This window comes from Actinoplanes sp. NPDC023714 (genome assembly GCF_040639855.1).
Lineage (GTDB): Bacteria > Actinomycetota > Actinomycetes > Mycobacteriales > Micromonosporaceae > Actinoplanes.
Genome location: NZ_JBFAAR010000008.1, coordinates 127,205 through 148,122, shown reverse-complemented (window position 1 = coordinate 148,122; position 20,918 = coordinate 127,205). Strand labels below are relative to the sequence as shown.

25 protein-coding genes and 1 tRNA gene are annotated in these 20,918 nt (G+C 66.5%); 13 read left to right on the top strand and 13 right to left on the bottom strand.

What is annotated here, in order from left to right; all coding sequences use genetic code 11:
- Positions 1-4: 4 nt before the first annotated feature.
- From AB0G10_RS30650 to AB0G10_RS30635, 4 genes are read right to left on the bottom strand one after another with little or no spacing between them, the layout of a single operon-like run.
- Complete coding sequence (locus AB0G10_RS30650; RefSeq protein ID WP_360929408.1) at positions 5-811, bottom strand: sulfurtransferase; 807 nt, start codon at positions 809-811, stop codon at positions 5-7.
- Positions 812-859: 48 nt separating this feature from the next.
- Positions 860-1,495 (bottom strand): LysE family translocator, encoded by a 636-nt coding sequence (locus AB0G10_RS30645; RefSeq protein ID WP_360929405.1) that lies wholly within the window; start codon positions 1,493-1,495, stop codon positions 860-862.
- 50 nt (positions 1,496-1,545) lie between these two features.
- Positions 1,546-1,827, bottom strand: coding sequence for a hypothetical protein (locus AB0G10_RS30640; RefSeq protein WP_360929398.1), 282 nt, complete (start codon positions 1,825-1,827; stop codon positions 1,546-1,548).
- 30 nt (positions 1,828-1,857) lie between these two features.
- Positions 1,858-2,349: a YajQ family cyclic di-GMP-binding protein gene (locus AB0G10_RS30635; protein WP_360929395.1), complete on the bottom strand. Its 492-nt coding sequence runs from the start codon at positions 2,347-2,349 to the stop codon at positions 1,858-1,860.
- 136 nt (positions 2,350-2,485) lie between these two features.
- Here AB0G10_RS30635 and AB0G10_RS30630 point away from each other — a divergent pair.
- Positions 2,486-2,566: transfer RNA gene (locus AB0G10_RS30630), tRNA-Tyr, on the top strand.
- A gap of 423 nt (positions 2,567-2,989) precedes the next feature.
- On the opposite strand, the gene AB0G10_RS30625 is transcribed toward AB0G10_RS30630, so the two are convergent.
- Entirely contained in the window at positions 2,990-3,682 is a 693-nt protein-coding gene (locus AB0G10_RS30625; RefSeq protein WP_360929392.1) for a hypothetical protein, read from the bottom strand.
- A gap of 439 nt (positions 3,683-4,121) precedes the next feature.
- The gene (locus AB0G10_RS30620; RefSeq protein WP_360929389.1) at positions 4,122-4,715 is read right to left on the bottom strand and encodes a hypothetical protein; all 594 of its coding nucleotides are present in this window, start codon (positions 4,713-4,715) and stop codon (positions 4,122-4,124) included.
- 1,482 nt (positions 4,716-6,197) lie between these two features.
- Here AB0G10_RS30620 and AB0G10_RS30615 point away from each other — a divergent pair.
- The gene (locus AB0G10_RS30615; protein WP_360929386.1) at positions 6,198-6,719 is read left to right on the top strand and encodes a hypothetical protein; all 522 of its coding nucleotides are present in this window, start codon (positions 6,198-6,200) and stop codon (positions 6,717-6,719) included.
- A gap of 789 nt (positions 6,720-7,508) precedes the next feature.
- The gene (locus AB0G10_RS30610; RefSeq protein ID WP_360929384.1) at positions 7,509-8,000 is read left to right on the top strand and encodes a hypothetical protein; all 492 of its coding nucleotides are present in this window, start codon (positions 7,509-7,511) and stop codon (positions 7,998-8,000) included.
- Between the two features lie 174 nt (positions 8,001-8,174).
- On the opposite strand, the gene AB0G10_RS30605 is transcribed toward AB0G10_RS30610, so the two are convergent.
- The 7 genes from AB0G10_RS30605 to AB0G10_RS30575 form a co-directional block, all read right to left on the bottom strand.
- Complete coding sequence (locus AB0G10_RS30605) at positions 8,175-8,966, bottom strand: hypothetical protein (RefSeq protein WP_360929382.1); 792 nt, start codon at positions 8,964-8,966, stop codon at positions 8,175-8,177.
- Between the two features lie 14 nt (positions 8,967-8,980).
- Complete coding sequence (locus AB0G10_RS30600; protein WP_360929379.1) at positions 8,981-9,295, bottom strand: hypothetical protein; 315 nt, start codon at positions 9,293-9,295, stop codon at positions 8,981-8,983.
- Entirely contained in the window at positions 9,295-10,020 is a 726-nt protein-coding gene (locus AB0G10_RS30595) for a hypothetical protein (protein WP_360929377.1), read from the bottom strand. The genes AB0G10_RS30600 and AB0G10_RS30595 overlap by 1 nt, the downstream gene beginning before the upstream one ends.
- 1 nt (position 10,021) lies before the next feature.
- Positions 10,022-10,435, bottom strand: a complete 414-nt coding sequence (locus tag AB0G10_RS30590) for a hypothetical protein (RefSeq protein ID WP_360929374.1) — start codon at positions 10,433-10,435, stop codon at positions 10,022-10,024.
- A 206-nt stretch (positions 10,436-10,641) separates the two neighbouring features.
- Entirely contained in the window at positions 10,642-11,448 is an 807-nt protein-coding gene (locus tag AB0G10_RS30585; RefSeq protein WP_360929370.1) for a phosphotransferase, read from the bottom strand.
- Between the two features lie 14 nt (positions 11,449-11,462).
- Complete coding sequence (locus AB0G10_RS30580) at positions 11,463-12,170, bottom strand: HAD hydrolase-like protein (RefSeq protein WP_360929367.1); 708 nt, start codon at positions 12,168-12,170, stop codon at positions 11,463-11,465.
- A complete protein-coding gene (locus AB0G10_RS30575; protein WP_360929364.1) occupies positions 12,167-13,033 on the bottom strand; it encodes a winged helix-turn-helix domain-containing protein in 867 nt (288 codons plus the stop codon). The genes AB0G10_RS30580 and AB0G10_RS30575 overlap by 4 nt, the downstream gene beginning before the upstream one ends.
- A gap of 253 nt (positions 13,034-13,286) precedes the next feature.
- Here AB0G10_RS30575 and AB0G10_RS30570 point away from each other — a divergent pair, with 253 nt between their 5' ends.
- The 10 genes from AB0G10_RS30570 (at position 13,287) to AB0G10_RS30525 (ending at position 20,835) form a co-directional block, all read left to right on the top strand.
- Positions 13,287-13,541, top strand: a complete 255-nt coding sequence (locus AB0G10_RS30570; RefSeq protein WP_360929361.1) for a hypothetical protein — start codon at positions 13,287-13,289, stop codon at positions 13,539-13,541.
- Positions 13,538-13,825: a hypothetical protein gene (locus AB0G10_RS30565; protein ID WP_360929358.1), complete on the top strand. Its 288-nt coding sequence runs from the start codon at positions 13,538-13,540 to the stop codon at positions 13,823-13,825. The genes AB0G10_RS30570 and AB0G10_RS30565 overlap by 4 nt, the downstream gene beginning before the upstream one ends.
- Positions 13,822-14,565, top strand: a complete 744-nt coding sequence (locus AB0G10_RS30560) for a GntR family transcriptional regulator (RefSeq protein ID WP_360929355.1) — start codon at positions 13,822-13,824, stop codon at positions 14,563-14,565. Before AB0G10_RS30565 ends, AB0G10_RS30560 begins: the two co-directional genes overlap by 4 nt.
- Before the next feature lie 89 nt (positions 14,566-14,654).
- A complete protein-coding gene (locus AB0G10_RS30555) occupies positions 14,655-15,089 on the top strand; it encodes a hypothetical protein (protein ID WP_360929352.1) in 435 nt (144 codons plus the stop codon).
- Between the two features lie 93 nt (positions 15,090-15,182).
- On the top strand, positions 15,183-15,491 hold the full coding sequence (locus AB0G10_RS30550) for a hypothetical protein (protein ID WP_360929349.1): 309 nt from the start codon (positions 15,183-15,185) through the stop codon (positions 15,489-15,491).
- A 2-nt stretch (positions 15,492-15,493) separates the two neighbouring features.
- Entirely contained in the window at positions 15,494-16,903 is a 1,410-nt protein-coding gene (locus AB0G10_RS30545) for an FtsK/SpoIIIE domain-containing protein (protein ID WP_360929346.1), read from the top strand.
- The gene (locus AB0G10_RS30540) at positions 16,900-17,430 is read left to right on the top strand and encodes a hypothetical protein (RefSeq protein WP_360929343.1); all 531 of its coding nucleotides are present in this window, start codon (positions 16,900-16,902) and stop codon (positions 17,428-17,430) included. The genes AB0G10_RS30545 and AB0G10_RS30540 overlap by 4 nt, the downstream gene beginning before the upstream one ends.
- Positions 17,427-19,226, top strand: a complete 1,800-nt coding sequence (locus AB0G10_RS30535; protein ID WP_360929340.1) for a replication initiator — start codon at positions 17,427-17,429, stop codon at positions 19,224-19,226. Before AB0G10_RS30540 ends, AB0G10_RS30535 begins: the two co-directional genes overlap by 4 nt.
- Complete coding sequence (locus tag AB0G10_RS30530; protein ID WP_360929337.1) at positions 19,223-19,405, top strand: helix-turn-helix domain-containing protein; 183 nt, start codon at positions 19,223-19,225, stop codon at positions 19,403-19,405. Before AB0G10_RS30535 ends, AB0G10_RS30530 begins: the two co-directional genes overlap by 4 nt.
- A complete protein-coding gene (locus tag AB0G10_RS30525; protein ID WP_360929334.1) occupies positions 19,402-20,835 on the top strand; it encodes a tyrosine-type recombinase/integrase in 1,434 nt (477 codons plus the stop codon). The genes AB0G10_RS30530 and AB0G10_RS30525 overlap by 4 nt, the downstream gene beginning before the upstream one ends.
- Positions 20,836-20,918 lie beyond the last annotated feature (83 nt).

Genomic DNA, 20,918 nt, shown 5'->3' with positions numbered 1-20,918 from the left:
CCGATCAGTCGCCGGTCGCCGCCGGGCGGCCGGTGTTCGCGTACTGCGACCACGACCCCGGGAAGAGCCGGCCCTCGCCCAGGCCCGCGTGCTCCATCGCGATCAGGTTGTGGCAGGCCGTCACGCCGGAACCGCAGTAGGAGATGACCTCGGCCGAGCCGTCCGCGCCGGCCGCCGCGAAGCGCTCCCGCAGGTCGGCCACGGGCAGGAAGCGGCCGTCCGCGGTCAGGTTCTCCCGGCACGGCAGATTGCGGGCACCCGGGATGTGCCCGGGACGCGGGTCGACCGGCTCCTCGTCGCCGCGGAAGCGGGAACGGTCCCGGGCGTCCAGCACGACCGGGCCGGTCACGGCCTCCTCCAGGGTGGCGATCCGGGCAGCGGGCCAGTCCCGGGCCGTGAAGGTCGCCGGCCGCACCTCGGGAACCTCGGTGACGAGATCGCCGGTCCAGGCCTTGACGCCGCCGTCCAGCAGGGCAGCGTCGTGGCCGGTCGCGCGGAGCATCCAGACGAGCCGGGCCGCGATCACCCCGCCGGCGTCGTCGTACGCGATCACCCGGGTCTCGTCCCCGATCCCGGCGGCGGCCATCGCGGCGGCGAAGACGTCCGGTTCCGGCAGCGGATGCCGGCCTTCGGCCGCCGATCCGTGCCGGGCGAGCGCGGTGTCCAGGTCGATGAAGACGGCGCCGGGCAGGTGACCTTTTTCGTACGCCTGAAGTCCCGAGCGGCCGTCGAGGTACCACCGGACGTCGGCCAGCACCACGCCGTCCCGGTTCGCCGCCAGCCACTCCGCGTCCACGACCGGATCGATCACCGCGCGCCTCCCTCTCTCTTTCCTTCTTACTTACCAGCGGCCTGCCTACTACCGGCCGGACAGACCCAGGCGGAGGCCGAAGCCGAGCAGGGCCACACCGGTTCCGGCGTCGACGCTACGCCGTACCGCGCGCCGGGCCAGGAACCCGCGCGCCGCCCGCGCCGCCATGATGATCACGGTGAACCAGAGCAGGCCCTCGATGTCGTGCACCAGGGCCAGGAGCAGGCCCACGCCGAGCGGCGAGGCGCCCTCCGGGAGGAACTGCGGGATCACCGCGATGTAGAAGGCGCCGACCTTCGGGTTCAGCAGGTTCGTCAGGAAACCGCGCCCGAACGTGCTCCACAGCGTGGGCGACGGCTCCGCAACCTCGGGACTCTCGTCCACCCGGTCCCGGCGGAGAGCCCCACGGACCATCTTCAAGCCCAAGAAGATCATGTACGCCGCGCCGGCCACCCGCAGGGCCGTGTACGCGAACGAGGAGGCCGCCAGCAGCGCGGCGGCGCCGACCGCGGCCGCGGCACCCCAGACCAGCGCGCCCGCGCCGATGCCGAACGCGGTGGCGAACGCCGGCCCGCGGCCCATCGTGACGGCGGCCCGCAGGACCAGCGCGGTGTCCAGGCCGGGAGTGATGGTGAGAAGGGCGCCGAGAAGGGCGAACGAGAGCACAGCGTCCATCAGATCCATGGCGCCCATCTTCCCTCGTACCCTTGGGCCCGGATCTTGATCTTGATCTTTCAGTCGTCGCTCGTCCGGCGCGCTCGTGGGCGGAAACGGACGACCGCCGTCGCCACCAGGGCGATCGAGAGCAGCGCGGTGATCGTGCCGGAGGCCTCACCCGGAAGGCGGGCCCCCACCACGAAGATCACCAGTGCCGCGCCGAAGAGGAAGTGGTAGCCGCCGGCGTCCCGATCGCACCGGAAGGAGCGGCCGATCAGCGCCGGCGCGCGGCCGGTCACCAGGACGCGCGCGCCGAACAGCAGCAGCGCCGACCCGACCAGACCGCCCACCAGCAGCACCGCTTCAGTCTGCGGCCTCGCACCGCGGGATCAGCGGTAATTGGTGAACTGCAGCGCGACGCCGAAGTCCTCCTGCTTGAGCAGGGCGATGACGGCCTGCAGATCGTCGCGCTTCTTGCCGGTCACCCGCAGCTGGTCGCCCTGGATCTGCGGCTGCACGCCCTTCGGGCCCTCGTCGCGGATCTTCTTGCTGATCGCCTTGGCCTTGTCCGAGTCGATGCCCTCGACGACCTTCAGATCGATCTTGTACGTCTTGCCGGACTGCCGGGGCTCGCCGGCGTCCAGCGACTTCAGCGAGATGTTGCGCTTCACCAGCTTCTCCTTGAAGACGTCGAGCGCGGCCGTGGCCCGCTCCTCCGTCTCCGACGTGATGGTGAACGCCTCCCCCGACTTGGCGACGACGGTTCCCGTGCCCCGGAAGTCGAACCGGGTGGCGAGCTCCTTCTCCGCCTGGTTGAAAGCGTTGTCGACCTCCTGCCGGTCGACCTTGCTGACGATGTCGAACGACGGGTTGGCTGCCATGATCAGACTCCTGCGTCGGTGATGTTTTGCGGGGTGATTGAGCTCCCGCGACATGCCGACCGTACCCGGTTGCGAGGCGGCTCCGCGGTACGGCTATTCTGATGTCCGCTGCTGCGGGAGACCGCGGTGGTTCCCAGGCGGGTTGCCCGAGCGGCCAATGGGAGCGGACTGTAAATCCGTCGCGAAAGCTACAGAGGTTCGAATCCTCTACCCGCCACAACTGGGAAAGATAGGCCCCTCACCAGCCAAAACGGCAGGGAGGGGCCTTCTTCGTTTGATCTAGCTGAGTCCAGTCGAGTCCGGCTATCCACGAGTAGTGGTGGGCGGATCGTGGGCAGAAGGATCATGTCTTGCTGATCTTCCCCACCCCCGGCGCCACGCCATCCCGTCCGCCGTCGACCCACACCCGTGGAGCAGTCCTGCCCCTGGGTGACAAGGTGGAGCGCCCCACCGGACGAACGACCTTGGCGCCCAGGGGCAGGACTGCTCGGCTTCGCCTGGGTCGATGGTGGGCGGGATGGAACCCATCCCAGAAGCCAGAGATCTCCGCCGAAGGCACGGATAGCAACGGCGCCCTTCGAAATTCGGCAGGATCAATCGGCTGGCCTTTGACTTTGCGGCTGCCCGTCGCCCGCTGGGCTCACGCAAGTTCGTCATCCGGTCCAGGGACATAGCCCGGAGGCGCCCCCAGTGGGATCAGGTACACCTTCTTGGCACTCAGCGGCGATACAGCCCAGGGAAGAACATCATCTTCCCGGCGTTCGAGTCGCCCATCTGGGTGTCTCCACCAACTGCGACCGCCTGCGTCGCGGAACGTCAGGGCGGCACGCCCCCGCGCCATCGCCTCGGTCCCAACTTTGTAGAGCAGCTTCGTGGGCGGATCGATCTTGTCTGTCGCGTCGGGCGCTAAAACTGGCCTGACGTACTCATCAACCACCTTGTAGGCATCGCCGTCCGGGTAACAGTAGTAGGCGATGAGGTCGTACACCGGGAGGTCAGAGGCATTCCGCAACAGGATCAAGAAACGTGAAGTGTCGCTGCCAGCAATACGGACCTTCTGCCCGGAAGGCTCAAGCCAACAGGCCACCTTGGCCGCCTGCTCCTTCTCGGCTTCCTCTTCACGGGCCGCTCGGTCGTTCTCGCTAAGCCGGTCCCGCGCGGACTCAATCTTGTAGATGTCACGTGCGGCTAGAGCTGCCTTGGCCGCAAAGTACAAGGCCAGTATGGAGACGGTGAGTCCCAACGCCGCCACACCGGCGCCCGCCCAAGTCGGAACATCGCCCCAGTCCGGCTTCCTGGCTGCCGCCAACGCAACCTGTCCTCCACTCAGCATCCTCGAACGCTAGATCGTGCGGTCTGATCCACTCCAGGACATTCCCGAGCGTTATCTCGCTGCCGTCCGTTGGTTGACGACTTCCAGTCCCGAGCTCATGCGCTCGCAACGCCGAGAACACTCGGCCGGCGCGTCGGCCGATGCCGGCCGAAGGCCGCCAGCAGGCCGAGCGCGGCCGGCCCGCGCCGCGCTTGCGCGGCGCCTTGATCCAGGAGAGAAGAATTCGGCAATAAGACTTCGTTGCCGCTTGTCCCGTCACGGCTGATGCTTGACACTCACGTCCCACCGGATGCTTAACATGATCACCGTTCGGCTTTCTTGATCACGAGCTGTGCGGCAGCGCGAAGTCGGAGAGCCGGGATTAGCACTGGCGGGCACTGCTGGGCAAGCGTTTCCTGGCACGCGGATGCCCCTGTCGGTCGCGCTGCGGCCATCCGGATCAACTGCGAGGTGGCGCATCCCAGCGGGCGATCTCGTCGTCGATCACTCGCTGATCGAAGTCAGCTTCGCGCTTGTCGGCGGCCTGGTCGCGCCTGTCTGCGGTGAGGTCCCGTTCACGAGCTGTCTGGTCACGCCGGTCGGCGGCCTGGTCACGTTCCCGGGCTGCCTGGTCACGCTGCTCGGCGGCTTCGTCACGTTCACGGGCTGCTAGGTCACGCCGGTCGGCGGCCCTGTCCCGCTTGTCAGCGATCCTGCCGCGTTCGTCAGCCGCCTGGTCACGCATGGCGGCCTGCGAGTCCCGCATCTCCGCGTCGATCTCCCGCTGGTCGGCATCGCGCTGCCGAGCTTGGGACGCGGCGTCCCGTTCCCGGGCTATCTGGTCACGCCGGTCGGCGGCCTGGTCACGCTCGTCCGCGATGCGATCGCGTACGTCGGCTGCCTCCTCGCGCAAGACCGCAGCCGACTCTCGCCGTTCCGCGTCGATGTCCCGCTTGTCGGCGTCACGCTGCCGTACCTCGTAGGCGGCGTCCCATTCGGCCGCGCGCTTCTCCCGCTCGTCCAGTGAGCTCCGACGAATCTCGTCATCCGTCACCTCTGTGAGTGTAGGCGCGGCACCAGGCGGCAGGGAACGGTGCAGGTCCCACCCAGTCGCACTCGCCCGTGCGGCTACCTGCCGGGTCCACCAGTGGCGATGTTCAGCCGGCGCGGCTGTACTGACTAGATGAGCCGAAGCAACCGGCCGCCGCCGGACTCCTGGAAGGCAACGTGCGAACGCCTGGCGGAGGCTGCCGAGCTGATGGCCGAAACAGCTCGCAACGGCGCACGCATTCATGATCAGATCGTCGATCGCCTGCCGGGCGCGGCTGACCACGCCAACCACCAACGGCACCTTGCGGCAGCAGCATCGGCAGCAGCCGTCGCCTACCGCAACCTCGAGATACCCCCGGACGAGGTACGGCGCGCGATAGTCGAGAACCGGTACCAGCCACACTGCGGCGCTGCCGCCCCAGCCGCTGCGCCACGAGCCGCGACAGACCAATAGGCACCCAGACCTAGACCAACCGTCAAGCAACAGATGGGACGGAAACGTCAAGCATCAGGTGGGACTAGACAGACTTCGTTGCCGCTCGCCACCCCGGAAAATACGCCACTAAGTCTCGGCAGCAGTGAGGCGCTCCTGCTAGCTCGCCCCTGATCGGCTACGGCACGAGGGAACGAGGCTCGACGCCGTTCCAAGTTGGCGTCTACATCGGCATGGCAGTCTCTTGCTCGCCTCTGTTTGCAGCACCAGTAGGCTCGCTCTGCCCGTTGGGTGCATGGCATCGCGGAGCGACAGAGCGAGCCTACTGGTGCTGTCAAGTGATACGATCTGACCAGCGGATTTGACTCAGTCGCAGACGATCAGTATAATCGCGCGCGCGCCCGGCGGTTACGCTCGACCACGCCCGTTGGGTGCAAGGCATCGCGGAGCGACGTGGTCGAGCGTAACCGCCGATGTCAAGGCCTTTTAGTCCGACTACATACCGTTTCGCCCTCCTTTGCTGGACGGATCTTGCACCATCTGCTCAACTTGGAGCTCCGCCTCAAGGAACCCCTCCAGCAGCCTTGGGTCGCACGTGGAGGTTCGACACCCAAAAATCAGCGCGATCTTCAAAACCTCAGCAGCAGCCGTGAGGCCGATCTCAGAACATCTTGAATTTCAACCAGCAGCCCGCGCACCAGAGTCCGAATCGTACGGACTACCCGCGAGTAGCGCGGACGAGCCCAAATCAACGCTCAAGCCGTACGTGCGTTCGATGCCTGTCGAGTTAGACTCATCCTCTGGATCCGGCTCCGCGTTGAGCCTCCGGTGAATGTCCGCTTGATTGAGGGGTACGCGCGAGTGTCATCCGGCGGGCAAACGAGGTGGTACGGCCCTGACGATCCTTGGCCGTCACACCCGAAGTCTTGGTGGCGCAAAGCGCTGGGGAAGGCCCGAGACGCCGGCTGGCACCTGAAGTCCGGCGGGAGCTCCGCTCACATGTGGGGCAAGCTCTACTGTCGACGGCCCGAGGATGGTCCAGGTTGCTCGCTGGTGATCTTCTCTACGGGGGAAGCCGGGGAGAGCGTAGCCAAGGACTCTGGGCGGTTGGTGGATCGATGCACTCACTTGTCTGCGGGGCAGGCTGCCATCATTGGTGGCGCCTTCATCAAGATGGGGAAAGTCGAGTCGCTGATCAGCGCAGCTGGTCACCTGCTGGACGCAGCGGAGAGTGCTGATGCCGCCGCCGACCTCTGGGGGCGAGCGGAGGATCTACTGACCGAGGCCGAAGTCAGCTCCGGGGAGATCGAGTCGGTCATGGAGCAAGCTGGCCAGACGGATCTCGAAGCCCGTGTCGCCTTCGCAGAGGCCTCCGCCGAACTCGAAATCATCGGCATGTCGCCAGCCACGGAGCCCTTGGGCCTTGTAGCCGAGGCCGACCAGACAGCCTCCGAGGTCAAGGCCGAAGTTAAAACGTTACCTCCGGCGAACACCCGGGTCCAGCAACTCGTCACCCGACTCCAAGCTGCGCGAACGCACCTTGCTGACCTGCGTCGTCGTTTGCCCTCGGAGTGAAATTACGGGGTCCTCGGACGTAACGTGTTGGCAACTGCCAACACTGTACCTATGCTTAGGTTTCGGGAAGGGAGCCGAGCAGGTGAGGGCTATGTACCGAATCCCGCTGTTCGTTGAAGGTGTTGACCTGGAGGACGATGACGTTCTCTGCCGCTTGGGGCAAGTCTTGCCGTCTCTAGGCTGGACGCAGGTGGGTGACCGAGTGATTGCTATCTTGCACTCCGAGACCGAGCAAGATCCCGAGGGACACGTTGTTCAGGTAGCACGCCAGCTTGAGAACGCTGTGCAAGGCGCTTGTGTGCGAGAGGTAGATCTCGACCTGGTCAGCGTCTCGGACATTGCTCACCGCGTTGGGATGAACCGGGAGACAGTTCGCCTTTGGTCGGAAGGTTCCCGCGGCCCGGGAGGCTTCCCTCCGCCTGCGGGCGTACCTGGATCTTCACGCGTCTGGCGTTGGGCGAGAGTAAGCGAATGGCTTGAACAACACTACGGTATTAGTGACGGCGACGAGAAATTTCTCTCTGACTCACAGGTAGCTAAGGTCAACCTTGCGCTTTTGAAGTCCAAGGAGCATCTCGACACAGAGTGGGAAGCCATCTCCAAGATGGTCGTCCGCACGTCGGCAGAACCGGCAATGCCGTCGAAAGCGAAGCCGGTAAACCCGTCATCAGGCGAATACATAGCTGTCGCGACCGGAAAGTCCTCTGCGGTGCATCTGGGAGTGCGTTCACCCATTAATCGGGACAGCCACCTCTCTAGCTCACCCCGAAGTGAGCGAGTGAAGTCCTGATGCCTGAAACTGCCGTCGAGCCCGCATTGGAGGAGGCAGAGCCAGAAGGCTTCCGCCTCCTCCTCGCGGCTGAGTTGCTAGACGTACGCACGGTGAAGCTCGCGGCTGAACTCTTTCAGACCGTGGATCCGGCAAACATCGAGTTAGAGTTTACAATCTCCGCAGGGTATCGACGGACTAGCGATGGATTTGAGCTCAAGTTCGATGTGGCAGCACCACTAGAGAAAGATTCCGAAAAAGTCGCAGATTTTGAGATCGGAATCGTTACCGTATACCAGCTGGATCATTTTGAAGGCGTCAACGAAGCAGCTATTACCTGGTTTATCGATCGCATCGGAATAAAGGTGGTCTTCCCGTTCATTCGGGAAGCGTTGCATAGCGTTGCTTCGAGGCTTGGCCTACCCTCTGTCACTTTGGGCCTCTTTCGATCCCCGAGCGCTGGGCTTGTGGCAACCGTCAGGGGATCTAGCACCTCGACTCCGTCGAACTAGACCCAAAATCCCGACCCGCCTTCGATAGGTGGTCGGGATTTTTGATGCCATAGTCGGCTACCGCGCCCAGACCGGACCAGCATAACGGCAGAGCGGACAACCCCTTTTTGCCCGCGTGACCGCTGGCTACGCCTCTGCTAAAGCGTCTTCCCTCCAGGTGCTGTGGGGACTCTGCTAATTACTCTTGAGGGACCAGTCCGCGTCTCCGTCTTTGACTGTGCCGTCGTTGTACTGGGCTGTGTTTGACTTCGGCCAAGCGCTGTTCGGGAAGCTCGTGGGGTCGACGGCTTCGCTGTGCAGGGTGACCAGGGCGTTGACCTGCGTCCCGAGGAAGGCGGCGAGGACGCCGACGGCTGTGACGATGGCGGCCGTGTTGACGGCGCCGGACTCCAGGAAGATCATCGCGCCGACGGCGGAGAACACGGCCGTGCTGATGGCGGTGGTCGCGGCGACCACTTCAGCGATCAGTTTGGCGACCACGCCGGCGACCACGATGTAGAACGCCAGGCCTGCGGTGGCACACAACAGCAAATTGTCAGACGCGGCCTTGGCGATGGAGCCGATGCGGCCGGCGGCGGTGGACTGAGCCGCAGCGGCAGTGAGGTACGAGTCGTGCCCCTTGCCCGACCAATCCGAGTCGTCGATCACCAGGTTCTGAGTGGTGAGGTCGGCCGAGACGCCATTGGCCGCGCCCTTGAAGTCCGTCCACTTGTAGCCGTCGACGAACATGAAGATCGGTGCGGTGGCGCCCTTGAGCACGTCCAGGATGAAGTTCAGGATCTCTGTCCCCACCTCGACCGTTTTGCGGGCAATCCACTGGAGCAGGTCGCCGAGGACCTCGCCGACATACCACTGACTGGAGACTCGGTCGGCGGCGGGAATGACTTCGGCGAGCCGAGCTTCGAAGGTCTTCGTCCCCTCCTCGATCTCACTGATCACTGCCTCGTACTGCGCCATGCTGAACATCGCGGCTCCTGGGTTCAGTAGACATTCCTGATGCGGTGCGCGCCGGCCTGGTCCTCCGCCTCGTACACGTCCGCGACTCGGCGCAGCGTGCCGGCCATCTCCGCCATCGCGACAGCGCCTTCCGCGCAGCGGGCGGTAACGGCACGGATCACGTCGTTGTACGGGCTCACCATGATCTGGAAGAGGCCTGCTTCGACCCGACCGAAGTCCATGGCCTCGACTTGGGCGCTGAGCGCATTGAGCTTCTCGCCCTGGACCTGCCACGCTGTCGCCTCGGTGCGCAGGGCATCGGTGGCGACCGAGACCTCTTCTGAACTGGGCAATCCCATCACTGATCACCGCCACTGGCCCGCTGATGGACGACGGCGTTCAGCGTGGCGAGGGCGTCGCCCACCAGAGCGTCGAGATCGGCGCTCGGGAGCGCGGGGGCCGCTAATTCGTGCATTGCTCGCCGAAGCGCGATGGATACGCTCTCGGTGATGGCGCCCCCTGTACGGTCGCGTGCCCACCACGGGTCGATGAAGCATCCAGCGATGCCGCCGCCGGTCAGCGTCACGGCGACGTGCTGCCCGGTGTCCGTGCCCGTCACCTCGCCGGACGGACGCGGCCGGCCGGCTTGGCGTACCGACGCCTGCAAAGCGTTCACGATCTGCTCGTTGAACTCGCCGTCATGCTGTGGCCGTCCCAGCGGCGGCCCCACCAGCGCCTCCCCGTCCGGGATCGCAACGCCCTCGTCCGCGTCCCGCTGCCGACGCCACCAGCGGCTCTCGTCCAGCCTCCCGGTCCACGCCCGGATGGCTGACTGCCCGGCATCAGAGGCGGCGTCCAGGATCGCGGCGCCGAGTTGGTCAGGCTCCAGCCGCTCCTGCCAGCGTTCGTGCACGCGGATCTCGGTCGGCAACCCGTCCTGGCCGAGCACCACCAGCACCCGTCCGCTCGCGTCATAGCCCTCCGAGCGCACGGGCGCGGCCGACGCCAGCTCCCCCGCAAGCTGACCGAGCTGGGTGGCGCGCTGCTGTAGTCCCTGAAGGCGTTGCATCACATCCGGTTGCATCTCAGCGTCCCTCCCCGGCTTCGGAGGTGTGCGCGGCCTCCCGCCCACACATGGCGATCAGCACGGCCGCGACGACCAGCAACAGCCCTGCGGAGAGCTGCGGGGTCGCGGAGAACAGGAAGAGAAACCCGACACATCCGACCAGGACTGCGGCGACGATCGACAAGACCACGGCCACCGTACGCACCGGAGGCCCCGTCCGGTGTCGAGCGATCACGGCAGCGGCACAGACCACGACGGCAGCACTGATCGTCAGGGCCATGATCCCGGCGCGGCTGAACAGCGTCGCATCCGCCACCTCTTCAGAGACCGCCACCAGGAGAGCCACACCGAGGAGCAGGACCGATGCTGTCGTGCACAGCATCAGCAGGGTGAAGCCGCCGGCACGGTCTCTGCGGCCCGTTTGCCCGACCATGGCTACTCCTCGTTTGCGAGCGTTCAACAGGATCGTCTCGAACCAACCGTCCGACGCAACTTGACTACTTGAGTAGTCATCTTGTTCCGTGGGCGATCGAGATGGAGAGCCAGCTCCATCCACAGTGGTACACGCCCATGAAGACGGCACGGTTCACGAATCCCGCAGAGGGATCGTCTGCGGACATCTGACACGTGGGCGGGCGCCTATACGCGTGCGGCCTGGGCGATCTTCATCCAAGCACGCAGGCGCTCGATGTCCGTCTGCGCCAGAGAAGCGATCACATCGGTAAGGTCCGGCGACCTGTAGACGGTGCTGACACGAAGCGCGAGCACCGCAACGTCGTAGGAGTGCTCGCCAGTCATGCCGCGCGGATCAATGAACATCCAACGGTTAGGGGCATGGGCGAGGATATTTCCGCTGGAGGTATCGCCATGGCAGAGAGCAGGGATGTGGTCGCGAGTTAGGTCTGCGAGAACTTCCAGCGCGGCCCTACGCTCGCTGACCGAGGCTACGGTGGTACCGGGGCGCAGATCAGCGAGGTGATCGTCTTCCAGACGATCCCGTAACCAATCCAAGATCGACGGCATATCCACCGTGGGTGGCGGTTGATCCGCCATGGCTGCCAACGGAGTAAACAGCGCTTGGGGGTCAACTGCGGATGGATCGGCTTGGCTGAGTGGCGTACCGGGAAGGACTTGGTCCAGCACAGTCCAGGTGCCGTGCTCGGTACTGAACGCCTCGTGCACCCGTGGAGCAATGCCCAGCTCGGCGAGCGCGACGGCGACGGCTGCTTGATCCTTTCCGTGTGGGTCGGGGCTACTGCGGATGACCAGCGGACCGTCAGCGGTGTCGACTGCCACCACGAACCCGTAACGTGCCGACAGCACCTCACGCGGTGTCGCTCGGTAACGCTCGCAGAGCTCACGGAGCTGCATTTCGGCCTGCGTCGCCCAGGATTCGGCTGCTCCTGGCCAGCGGCGGCGAACATTCGCAAGCACGTCAGCTGGCACTGCTGTCCGATAGGTCATTGCGCTGGTCTGGCTGTCGTGGAGCGCAGCTCGGCGGCCAGCAGTCGCATGGAGTCGATCACGACGGTGGCACCGGCGTCGGTGAGTCTCTGGTGCTTCCCCGGCTTGTTCGCGTACCCGATCGTGGGGATTCCGGCCGCGATACCAGCCTCGATGTCGGTAATGGAATCGCCAATGAAGAGAGCACGGCTACTCGGCTCGTCAGCACCGTCGATGGCACGTTGCACCAAGAAAGGATGCGGCTTGAGTAGGCGTGGGTTCATGCCGTCGAAGCGGGCGGCGATTCCTGCAACGTGAGGGCTCAGTTCGTGGGCCTGGAGGTAGTCACCGATGGCCGCGGTGGCGTTGTTGCTGACCACGGTTACCCGGCGGCCACTTCCTGATGCGGTGCGAAGTACCTCATCGGCGCCTGGTGTAGCGGCGGCGGAGTTCACCGCAGTCGCTTCAGCGTCGCGGCAGGCGTCTGCGACCCTTCTGGTCAGCTCGTCGTCTCCGAGCTGCGCGACGTCGACCAGGAGGCGGAGCGGGTCGCCGTGCAGTTCTGCCAGACCGGGTGGCAGCATGCCGCCGCAGTGCCGGCGGATGATCTCGCGCAGCTTGTCGGCGATGGCAACAGCCGGGTAACCGGCGAAAACGGAACAGATGGGACCGTCGAAGTCGATCAGCAGGTGATGGGCCTGACTGATCAGTTCGGCGAGTGTCACGGGGTGTACTCGTGGGCGATGGTGTCCCACACGCTGTCGAACCAGGCGCGGGACTGCTGCACGAACTGATCCCCGGCGTCACCGTCATCGCCACTGGTGGCGTAGTGGAACAGCGGCACGTCCTTGCCCAGCACGTCGAAGATCGGCACGGCCTGCTTGTCGACCGAGACAGTGTTGCGCACGACCGGGTAGAAGCCGAAGAACACTTCCTCCCGGTTGACGATGTACAGCTTGGACAGCACCGTGGTGCCGTACGCGCGGATCTCGGTGGTGGCGTTGCGGACAAGTCCAAGCGTTGCCAGCTCCCCCACCGATTCGACGATCGCCTCGGTGTGCCGGCGGGCGATGCGGGCGGCGCGCTCGCGCACAGCCGGGTCATCTCCGGCAGGTTCGGCGCGGGAGGGCACGATCGATGGCCGGCTGAGGTCCGGCAGCAGGATGCGGATCGCGATCGACTCGGGGGTAAGCCGACCTGCGCGGATCTTGTCTAACGGCTCCTGGATGGCGCCGTGCAGGGTCTCGCTGGAGAAGCCCGCGAAGTCGATGCTGATGTGGGCCTGCTCGAACGCCGCCTCAATGTGCGGGCGCAACCCCACGGGCCGATCCGTCTGGGCACGGACGAACGCGCCACTTCCCTGCCGGCTGATGATCAGCCGGTCTTCGCGCAGGATGCGCAGCGCGGTCTTGACGGTCTCGCGGGCCACTCCGTAGCGCTCGGCGAGATCGGTCTGTGAGGGCAGGCGCTCGCCGGGTGCGAAGCGTCGAGTCAGAATCGCCGCGCGCAGCACATTCGCGATCTGCTGGGAGGCCGGGCGGGCGTCGTCCGGCTCCAAGTCGTCAAGGTCGCGCGCTTCAACGTTCACAGTCGACAGCTTAAAGCCTGGCTAGCCAGGTTAGGTGATTCGGGACGTTGAGGGTTGCGTATATGTGGTGACAGCTTTACGGTCGATCTGGCTAGCCAAGCTAGTCAAGTCGCCCTCGCTGGATCTTGCTCAGCCGCATCCCGCTGTGGTTGACCTCGTTCGGGAGGGCGGTCGGCGCCGGGGTGGGCTGGCTTCACGAAACCCACAGGGTCCCCACCTCGGCGCCTCTCCAGGCTGCTGCGGAGGTCCCGTCATGCCCGAACCGCTCGACTTCGGCGGGCAGACACCGCCGATTGATCCCCCTGCCGGCTGCGTCAGCCCGCTGATCTGGCGGCTGGCTCGGCGCTTGTACGCCGATCATCAGCCCGGCCCGGACGGCTGGTGCCTGAACTGCCGACCCGCGATCGTCTATCCGTGCGTCGCGCGCCAACTCGCGGACCTCGGGCTTGCCGTCGCGGTGCAACCGGTGACCGCCGGTCCACATTTCGCCAATAGGGGCCACTGGTGAGCGGGCTGTCGATCTCTATGCCGCCGCACCTACCGATTCCGGCTGATCAGCTCACCGGTCGCGTGTTGTGTATTCCGGCTGGCTCGTGTCGCTATCGCGATGCCGCCCTGGTCCTGTTCGTGCGGCGGGTGCGGCTCGACATCTCGCGCTGGTACGGCGGCTGCTGGGTCTGGGTGGAGGGCGACGAGTTGTCCCATGCCGGGTACCGGCTGCGATGGTTGCAAGCTCTCGTGCACGTCGACGCTTGCCGCTTGCGCGCGGTCACCGCAGGAGGCGCGGTATGACCGGCATGCCCGCTGGCTCCAGTTCGGCGAAGTACGCGCACATCATCGACGTACTACAGGAGCGGATCGCGCGAGGCACGTATCCGCTTGGGGCGATGCTGCCCAGCGAGTCGCAGTTGGTGCGTGAGTTCGGCGCGTCCCGCTCGACGGTGGTCCGGGCTCTGGAGTACCTGCGACAACGCGGCTACCTGGAGGGCGTGCAAGGCAAGGGCCGACTCGTCCTTGGTGCACCTACGCGCCGCCGACCCTCGCCGCCGGCGCGAACACACGAGGCGCTGCATGCGCCGGAGATCGGGAATGGCACTCTTGTCGGCGCCGTTCGCACGCCGGCCTCGGAGCGGATCGCGAAGCTGCTCGCCATTCCGGCCGGACGGTCGGTGATCGCCCGCCGGCGGATCATGCATGGCGACGAGGTGCAGTGGTCGGCGCTCTCGACAGTCCACCTACCAGCCGTTGCGGCGGTAGGGACCGGATTCGCCGCGACAGACCCGCTCCGTGAGGGCGTGCTCGATCACCTGGAGCGGCATCGGCGCCTCGCGGCGGCTGACGTTGTCGAGCGAATGTCGCTGCGGCCCGCGACCGTTCGGGAATCGACGCTTCTCGCTCTAACTCCGGGCTCTAGTGTGCTGACTTTTCTGCTGGTGGTTCGCAATGCTGGGGCATCCCCGCTGCTCACGGTTGATCTTGTCGGCGCGCCGCCACCGCAAGGCATCGAAGAACTTTTCTCTCTTCGCCCCTGATTTCACTTGGCTAGCCATGCTGTCCATGTGTAGTCTTCTGTCCAACTTGGTTAGTCAAGTAGTCAAGTCCCGACGGAAGGAGTCGTTCGGTGATTCCGAACTCGATCAAGGTGCCGGTTCCGTGGGAGTACGTCGTGCCGCACGGTGCGCTCTGCCTCGGTGTGGAGCCGGCCACCGACTTCGACAAGCGTGGGCAGGGTGACGACCAGCTCCGCGACAAGGAGACCGGGGAGCGGGTCTGGCTGGTCCGGCTCCTCGACCTCGACCCGGAGGCAGGCAAATTCGGCGGCTCGAAGGAGTTCAAGGTCAAGGTCGTGGCGCCGCAGCAGCCGGTCCCGCCAGCGTCGGCCGTGCCGGGCTACCCGCCGATGGTGGAGTTCGCGGACGTCACTTTGACGCCGTACGTGGACTCGCAGAAGTGCAAGGGCACCGCCGCCAAGTGCCGTGCGCGGCTCGGCTGGTCGGTGCGTGCGACCGCCATGACCGCAGCGCAGTCCGCCGGGCGGGCGCCGAAAGCCGCCTAAATCTCGTCGCGTCCGGGAGCGGGGCCAACAACCGCCAAGAAGTCATCCCCGCCCCGGCCGCTCAACCACCCACCTGCGAAGGAGAGGGCTGCGATGCCCAAGGTAGTCGACGCTGCCCGCGTCACGACACGAGACAACACCGTATGGCGTACCTGCACCGGCTGCTCGCGACTCAAGCCGCTGCCCGATGGCGTCGACCGCTGCGAGGACTGCGCCGCTAGCAAGAAGCAGACCACCGATGAACGTGGTTGGGACCTCGCCTACCGCTATGCCGACCTCGTCGGCCGCATCGACGCCTGGGCCGTGCAGATCCCCTGCGTCAGCGACGCCGAGCGTATCGACAAGATCCGGCACTTGCTCAAGACCCTTCACCCGCTCCGCCAGGACGAGGGGGCGAGGTAGCGATGCCGCTGGTCAACATCATCCGGGGCGAGACGATCCCGGTCGCCCCGCTCAACGTCCGGACCCCGGTCTTCAAGCTCCCGATCTGGCTCGTCGTGCTCTGGGAGATCGTCAAGGCGGTCGCTTGGCTGGTCACGAGCTACGTCCGGCACTGGTACGCCACGCTGCCGATCACACTCCTGACCGCTCTCTACGTCGTCCATGGGTGGCAACCCCTCGCGGCGATGCTCGGCGGGATCGCGGTGACGGCGACCGGCTGGGCGCTCGCGCACCGGCCGTCGTGGCTGCGGTTCGGCTGGTGGCCGATCCTCGCGAGGGTTCGCAGGCTGGTCTACCGGCGGCGGTGGACGGCAGCGATGGTCACAGCGAAGCTGTCGACCTCGTACGACAAGCGCACGATCATCCCGGAGATCGCGCGGGTCCGGTGCCGGGCGGGCTGTGATGAGGTCACGGTCCGGATGGTGACTGGGCAGATTCCTGACGACTTCGCCAAGGCATCAGAGCGGTTGGCTCACACGTTCGGGGTGCGGCAGGTCAAGGCCATGCCCGGACCGACCTACGCGACCGTGGTCCTGGTCCTCATGCGCGGCGACGCTCTCCACGAAACGGTGCCGCCGCTGCCGGTGCCGTACCTGCCGGACTTCACCGCCCTGCCTATCGCCGTGCAGGAGGACGGCGAGCTGTACCGGCTGCGGCTGTTCGGCACGCAGGTGCTGATCGTCGGGGCTACCGGGTCGGGTAAGGGCTCGGTGATCTGGTCCATCGTCCGCGCGCTCGCCGGTGGCGTGGCGGCCGGTGTGGTCGAGCTATGGGGGCTGGATCCCAAAGGCGGCATGGAACTCGGTATCGGCCGGCCGCTGTTCGCCAAGTTCGCCTCGCGGGACTTCACTGAGATGGCTGCCCTGATCGAACGGGCGGCGGACACAGCACAGGAGCGTGCGGCCCGGCTGGCCGGCCGGACCCGCCAGCACACCCCGACCAAGGATGAACCGTTGATCGTCCTGGTCATCGACGAGCTAGCGAACCTGACCGCCTACCTGACCGAGCGGCAACTCAAGGACCGGATCAAGGCCGCGCTCGGCATCGTCCTCACCCAGGGCCGCGCGGTCGGCGTGCACGTCGTCGCCGCGATCCAGGACCCCCGCAAAGAGGTACTACCGGCGCGTGGCCTGTTTCCGACCCGCATCGGGCTGCGGCTCTCGGAACCCGCCGAGGTCGACATGGTGCTCGGTGACGGGATGCGCGACCGTGGCGCCCTCTGCGACCGCATCCCGCAGACCCAACCCGGAACCGGCTATGTGGTCCTGGAAGGCGACCCTTCGCCGATGCGGGTGCGGCACACCTACTGCGACGACGACACCGTGCGCGACATGGCCGACCTGTACGGCGAACCGGCCGGAGGTGCGGCATGAAGCTCGACGCGCAACGGATCGAGGGCCTGACGTTGACCGCCATCCTCACGATCGTCGCGGTGGCGGCGGGGTGGGCGTCCTTCTCGCACGTGCACGACTGGACGATGCGGCACGTCCCGGTTGGCACCCCGGATGCCTTCGGCTGGGTGAACGCGGTCATCTCTGAACTCGTCCCGGTCGCGGCGCTGCTCACGATCAAGCGGCGCCGCCGGGTGGGTGCGCCGATCGGCTACCCGCTGTCCCTCCTGATCGCCGCTGGCACGCTCTCTCTGGCCGCTCAGCTCGCCGTCGCGCAACCAAGCCCATCCGGATGGCTGCTATCCGCGGTACCTGCCCTGGCGTTCATGGCCCTGGTCAAGCTCGTCTTCAGCGGCACGGCGTCGAATCCCAAGACGGACAGGGCTCCGGCTCCGGCTCCGGCTCCGGCTCCGGCTCCGGCTCCGGCTCCGGCTCCGGCGGCAACGATCCCAGCCCGGCCGATCACCCGACCCAACGGCGTCCCGGTCATCGGGCAGGTGACCCGTTGACGACCCCGACCCTGCCCACCCCGGCCGAGACGACGACGCCTCGGCCGGGCTCCCGGGCCGCCCGCCTCGCCCAACCCCGCGCCGTCGACGCGCTCAAAGACCTCGCCATCGACCACGGCGTCTGCATCCACCCGATCGCCCTACGCCGCACCGACCTGACCACCGGCAAAACCGAACTCATCGACCTGCCCTGCGGCGCCACCCTCGAAGCGAAGTGCCCGCCGTGCGCCAAGCGGGCACGCAGGCTGCGACAGGTCCAGATCCGCGAGGGCTGGCACCGCACCGACGAACCACTCCCCGGCTCGGCCCCGGCCACCGCCCGGCAACGCGACCTGATCACCGCACGGGCACACCTGGAATTCGAGCGGGCCGCGCTCCAGCTCGCCGCGATGAACCCTGACGACCGAGCGGCAGAGCTTGACCGGATCGACCTCGCCATCGGGGCTGTCGAGCGGGAGATCTCCGCCGAAGGACTGCGCGGCAGCATCGCACCGGGTCACGCCAGCGACGACCAGGGCGACGACGACAACGCCCCTCGGCGAGTCCGGTCCACCAAGCGGCGGCCGGACGTGCCCGAGCTGCCTCGACAGAAGGTCGACCCGCGCACCGTCGGCCGCACCTACACCGGCGCGGACGGCGTCGAGCACCGGCCGTCGATGTGGCTGACCCTGACCCTGGACAGCTACGGCCCGGTCCACTCGATCCACGCCGGGCGCCCGTGCGCCTGCCGTCGCCGGCACACCGACGATGACCCGCTGCTCGGCACCCCGGTCGACCCGACCCGTTACGACTACCGCCGCGCGGCCTGGGACGCCGTACACTTCCCCCGGCTACTCGACCGGTACTGGCAGAACCTGCGCCGGGCCGTGGGCTGGAACGTCCAGTACGCGGGCTGTGTCGAACCGCAGCGGCGGCTCGCCCCGCACGCGCACTTCGCCATCCGGGGCACCGTCGCTCGGACGATGCTGGAGCTGGTCGCCACCGCGACCTACCACCAGGTGTGGTGGCCGCCGGCCGACCGGCTGCGGTACCCGATCGACCGGGCGCCGACCTGGGACGCCAACGCCGAAGCATGGATGGACCCGGACACCGGACGACCGCTGCCGACCTGGGCTGAGGCCCTGGACGCCATCGACGACGACCCGGACGCTGAGCCGGCGCACCTGGTCCGCTTCGGCGCCCAGGTCAAGGCCAAAGGCGTCGAAACCGGCACCCGCGACGCCGAACGCACGATCGGCTACATCACGAAGTACATCACCAAATCCGCGGTGGACTGCCACACCATCAGCAGCGACCCGCAACGCGCCCACCTCGACCGGCTCTGGCACGAACTCCGCGTCATCCCCTGCTCGGAACGCTGCGCGAACTGGCTGCTCTACGGCGTCCAGCCGAAGAAGGCACACGGACGGCTCCGGCCCGGCCACTGCAAGGGACGCGTGCACCAGAAAACGACCCTAGGCATCGGCGGCCGGCGCGTCCTGGTCTCCCGCGACTGGTCCGGCAAGACCCTCGCCGACCACCGCGCCGACGCGCACGCCTGGGTCAAAGCGGTGCTCGGCGTCGCCACCGACGACACGGAAGACAGCACGGAAAAGCCGCCCGCCGTCTGGGAGATGGCCCGCAACGACGATCCCGACCTGCCAGCACTCGAACACCGGCTCCTGCGCGCGATCTCCCAGCGCATCCAACGCCGCGTGCAACTCAACAGCGCTCGGCAACGGGCCGGAAGCGACCCGCCCGCAGATGTCTCGGCAAAGGCCAGCACACCGACCACCGGCTACGGGGAGGACCGATGAACGACCTGCTGACCGTCCCCGAGGTGCTGGCAGAGCTGCGGGTTTCCCGCTCGACCTGGTTCTACTGGCGGCAGACCGGCAAGGCACCCCGAGCGATCAAGCTGCCCAACGGCGAACTTCGTATCCGACGGGCCGTGCTGCACGAGTGGCTTGGCGAACTCGAATCGAGCGCGGCATGAAGAGCTTCGAGTTCCAGACATGGGAGATCACGAGCCGCAAAGACCGAAAGGCCAAGCCGTGGCGTGTGCGGTGGGCTGTCGCCGGACGGCGGTTCGAGGACACCTTCCGGACGAAGGCTCTTGCGAACTCGTTCCGGGCCGAGCTGATCAAGGCCGCTAACAATGGGGAGCCATTCGACACGGAGACCGGGCGCCCGATGGCGGAGACGCGGGCACTCAACGCCGTAACCTGGTACGCCCACGTGCGCGAGTACATGAAGGTCAAGTGGCCTCGGCTAGCGGCCAAATCTCGGCGTGGCACCGTGGAGGCGCTGACAGACGTCACCATCATGCTTTCGGCAAAGAGCCGGCGAGGTCGGCCAAGTGATGCGGTGCTTCGTGAGGCGCTGTACCGGTACGCGCTCAACCCGATGCGTTGGGACGACGACGTTCCGGAAGCACACGCCGCCGCTCTCACCTGGCTGGAACGGGCCTCGGCGCAGATCACGGAACTGGAGACGACCGCCACCGTCCGACGGGTTCTCGATGGGCTCTGTGTTCGGCAAGACGGCAAAGCGGCCGCCGCTAGCACCATCGGGCGCAAGCGGGCGATCTTCTACAACGCGGTGGGCTACGCGGTTGAACTCGGGCGCCTCGACGCCAACCCGATCGACCGAATCCAGTGGACCGCCCCGCAGGTCGCGTCGGCCATCGACCGGCGGGTGGTCGCCAATCCCGGCCAGATCGCGGCGCTGCTCGATGCCGTGAAGTCGCTCGGCAAACGCGCCGACCGGGTACGGGCGTTCTTCGGTTGCCTCTACTACGCCGGCACCCGACCGTCTGAGGCTGCTGACCTTCGTCAGCCGGACTGCGAACTCCCCGGTCGGTGCTTGGACTGTGATGCCGACCTGTTGGACGTCACCGCACCTCCGTCTAGCTCATGTCTTCACGACAAGATCGAGTACGGCTGGGGCCGCATTACGCTGGCTGAGACCGCGCCTCGATCGGGTACGGCCTGGACTGATGACGGAATGCCTCACGAGCGACGCGGCCTCAAGCACCGAGCTCGCCAGGACACCCGCGTGGTGCCGATTCCTCCGCAGCTCGTCGCCCTGCTGCATCATCACATCGGGGAGCACCGCACTGCACCGGATGGCCGGCTGTTTCGGGGCCTGCATGGCGGTCCGCTGTCTGAGTCGGTGTATGACCGGTGGTGGAAGCTTGCCCGCGCCCAGGCCCTCAACCATGCCCAGGCGGCCTCTCCACTGGCACGACGGCCCTACGACCTCCGACACGCCGCCGCCTCACTGTGGCTCAACGCAGGAGTACCGGCAACGGAGGTAGCACGTCGTCTTGGACATAGCGTCGCAGTTCTGCTCCGCGTGTACGCGAACTGCATCGATGGCGATGATGCCGGCGTGAACCAACGGATCGGTGGAGCGCTGAAGTGACCTTTCTCGACTCTTGTGGATATAAGATACGCACCAAACTTGCCCGGCGTCAGGTCTCAGCGAAGCGATATACCGGAGTGTCC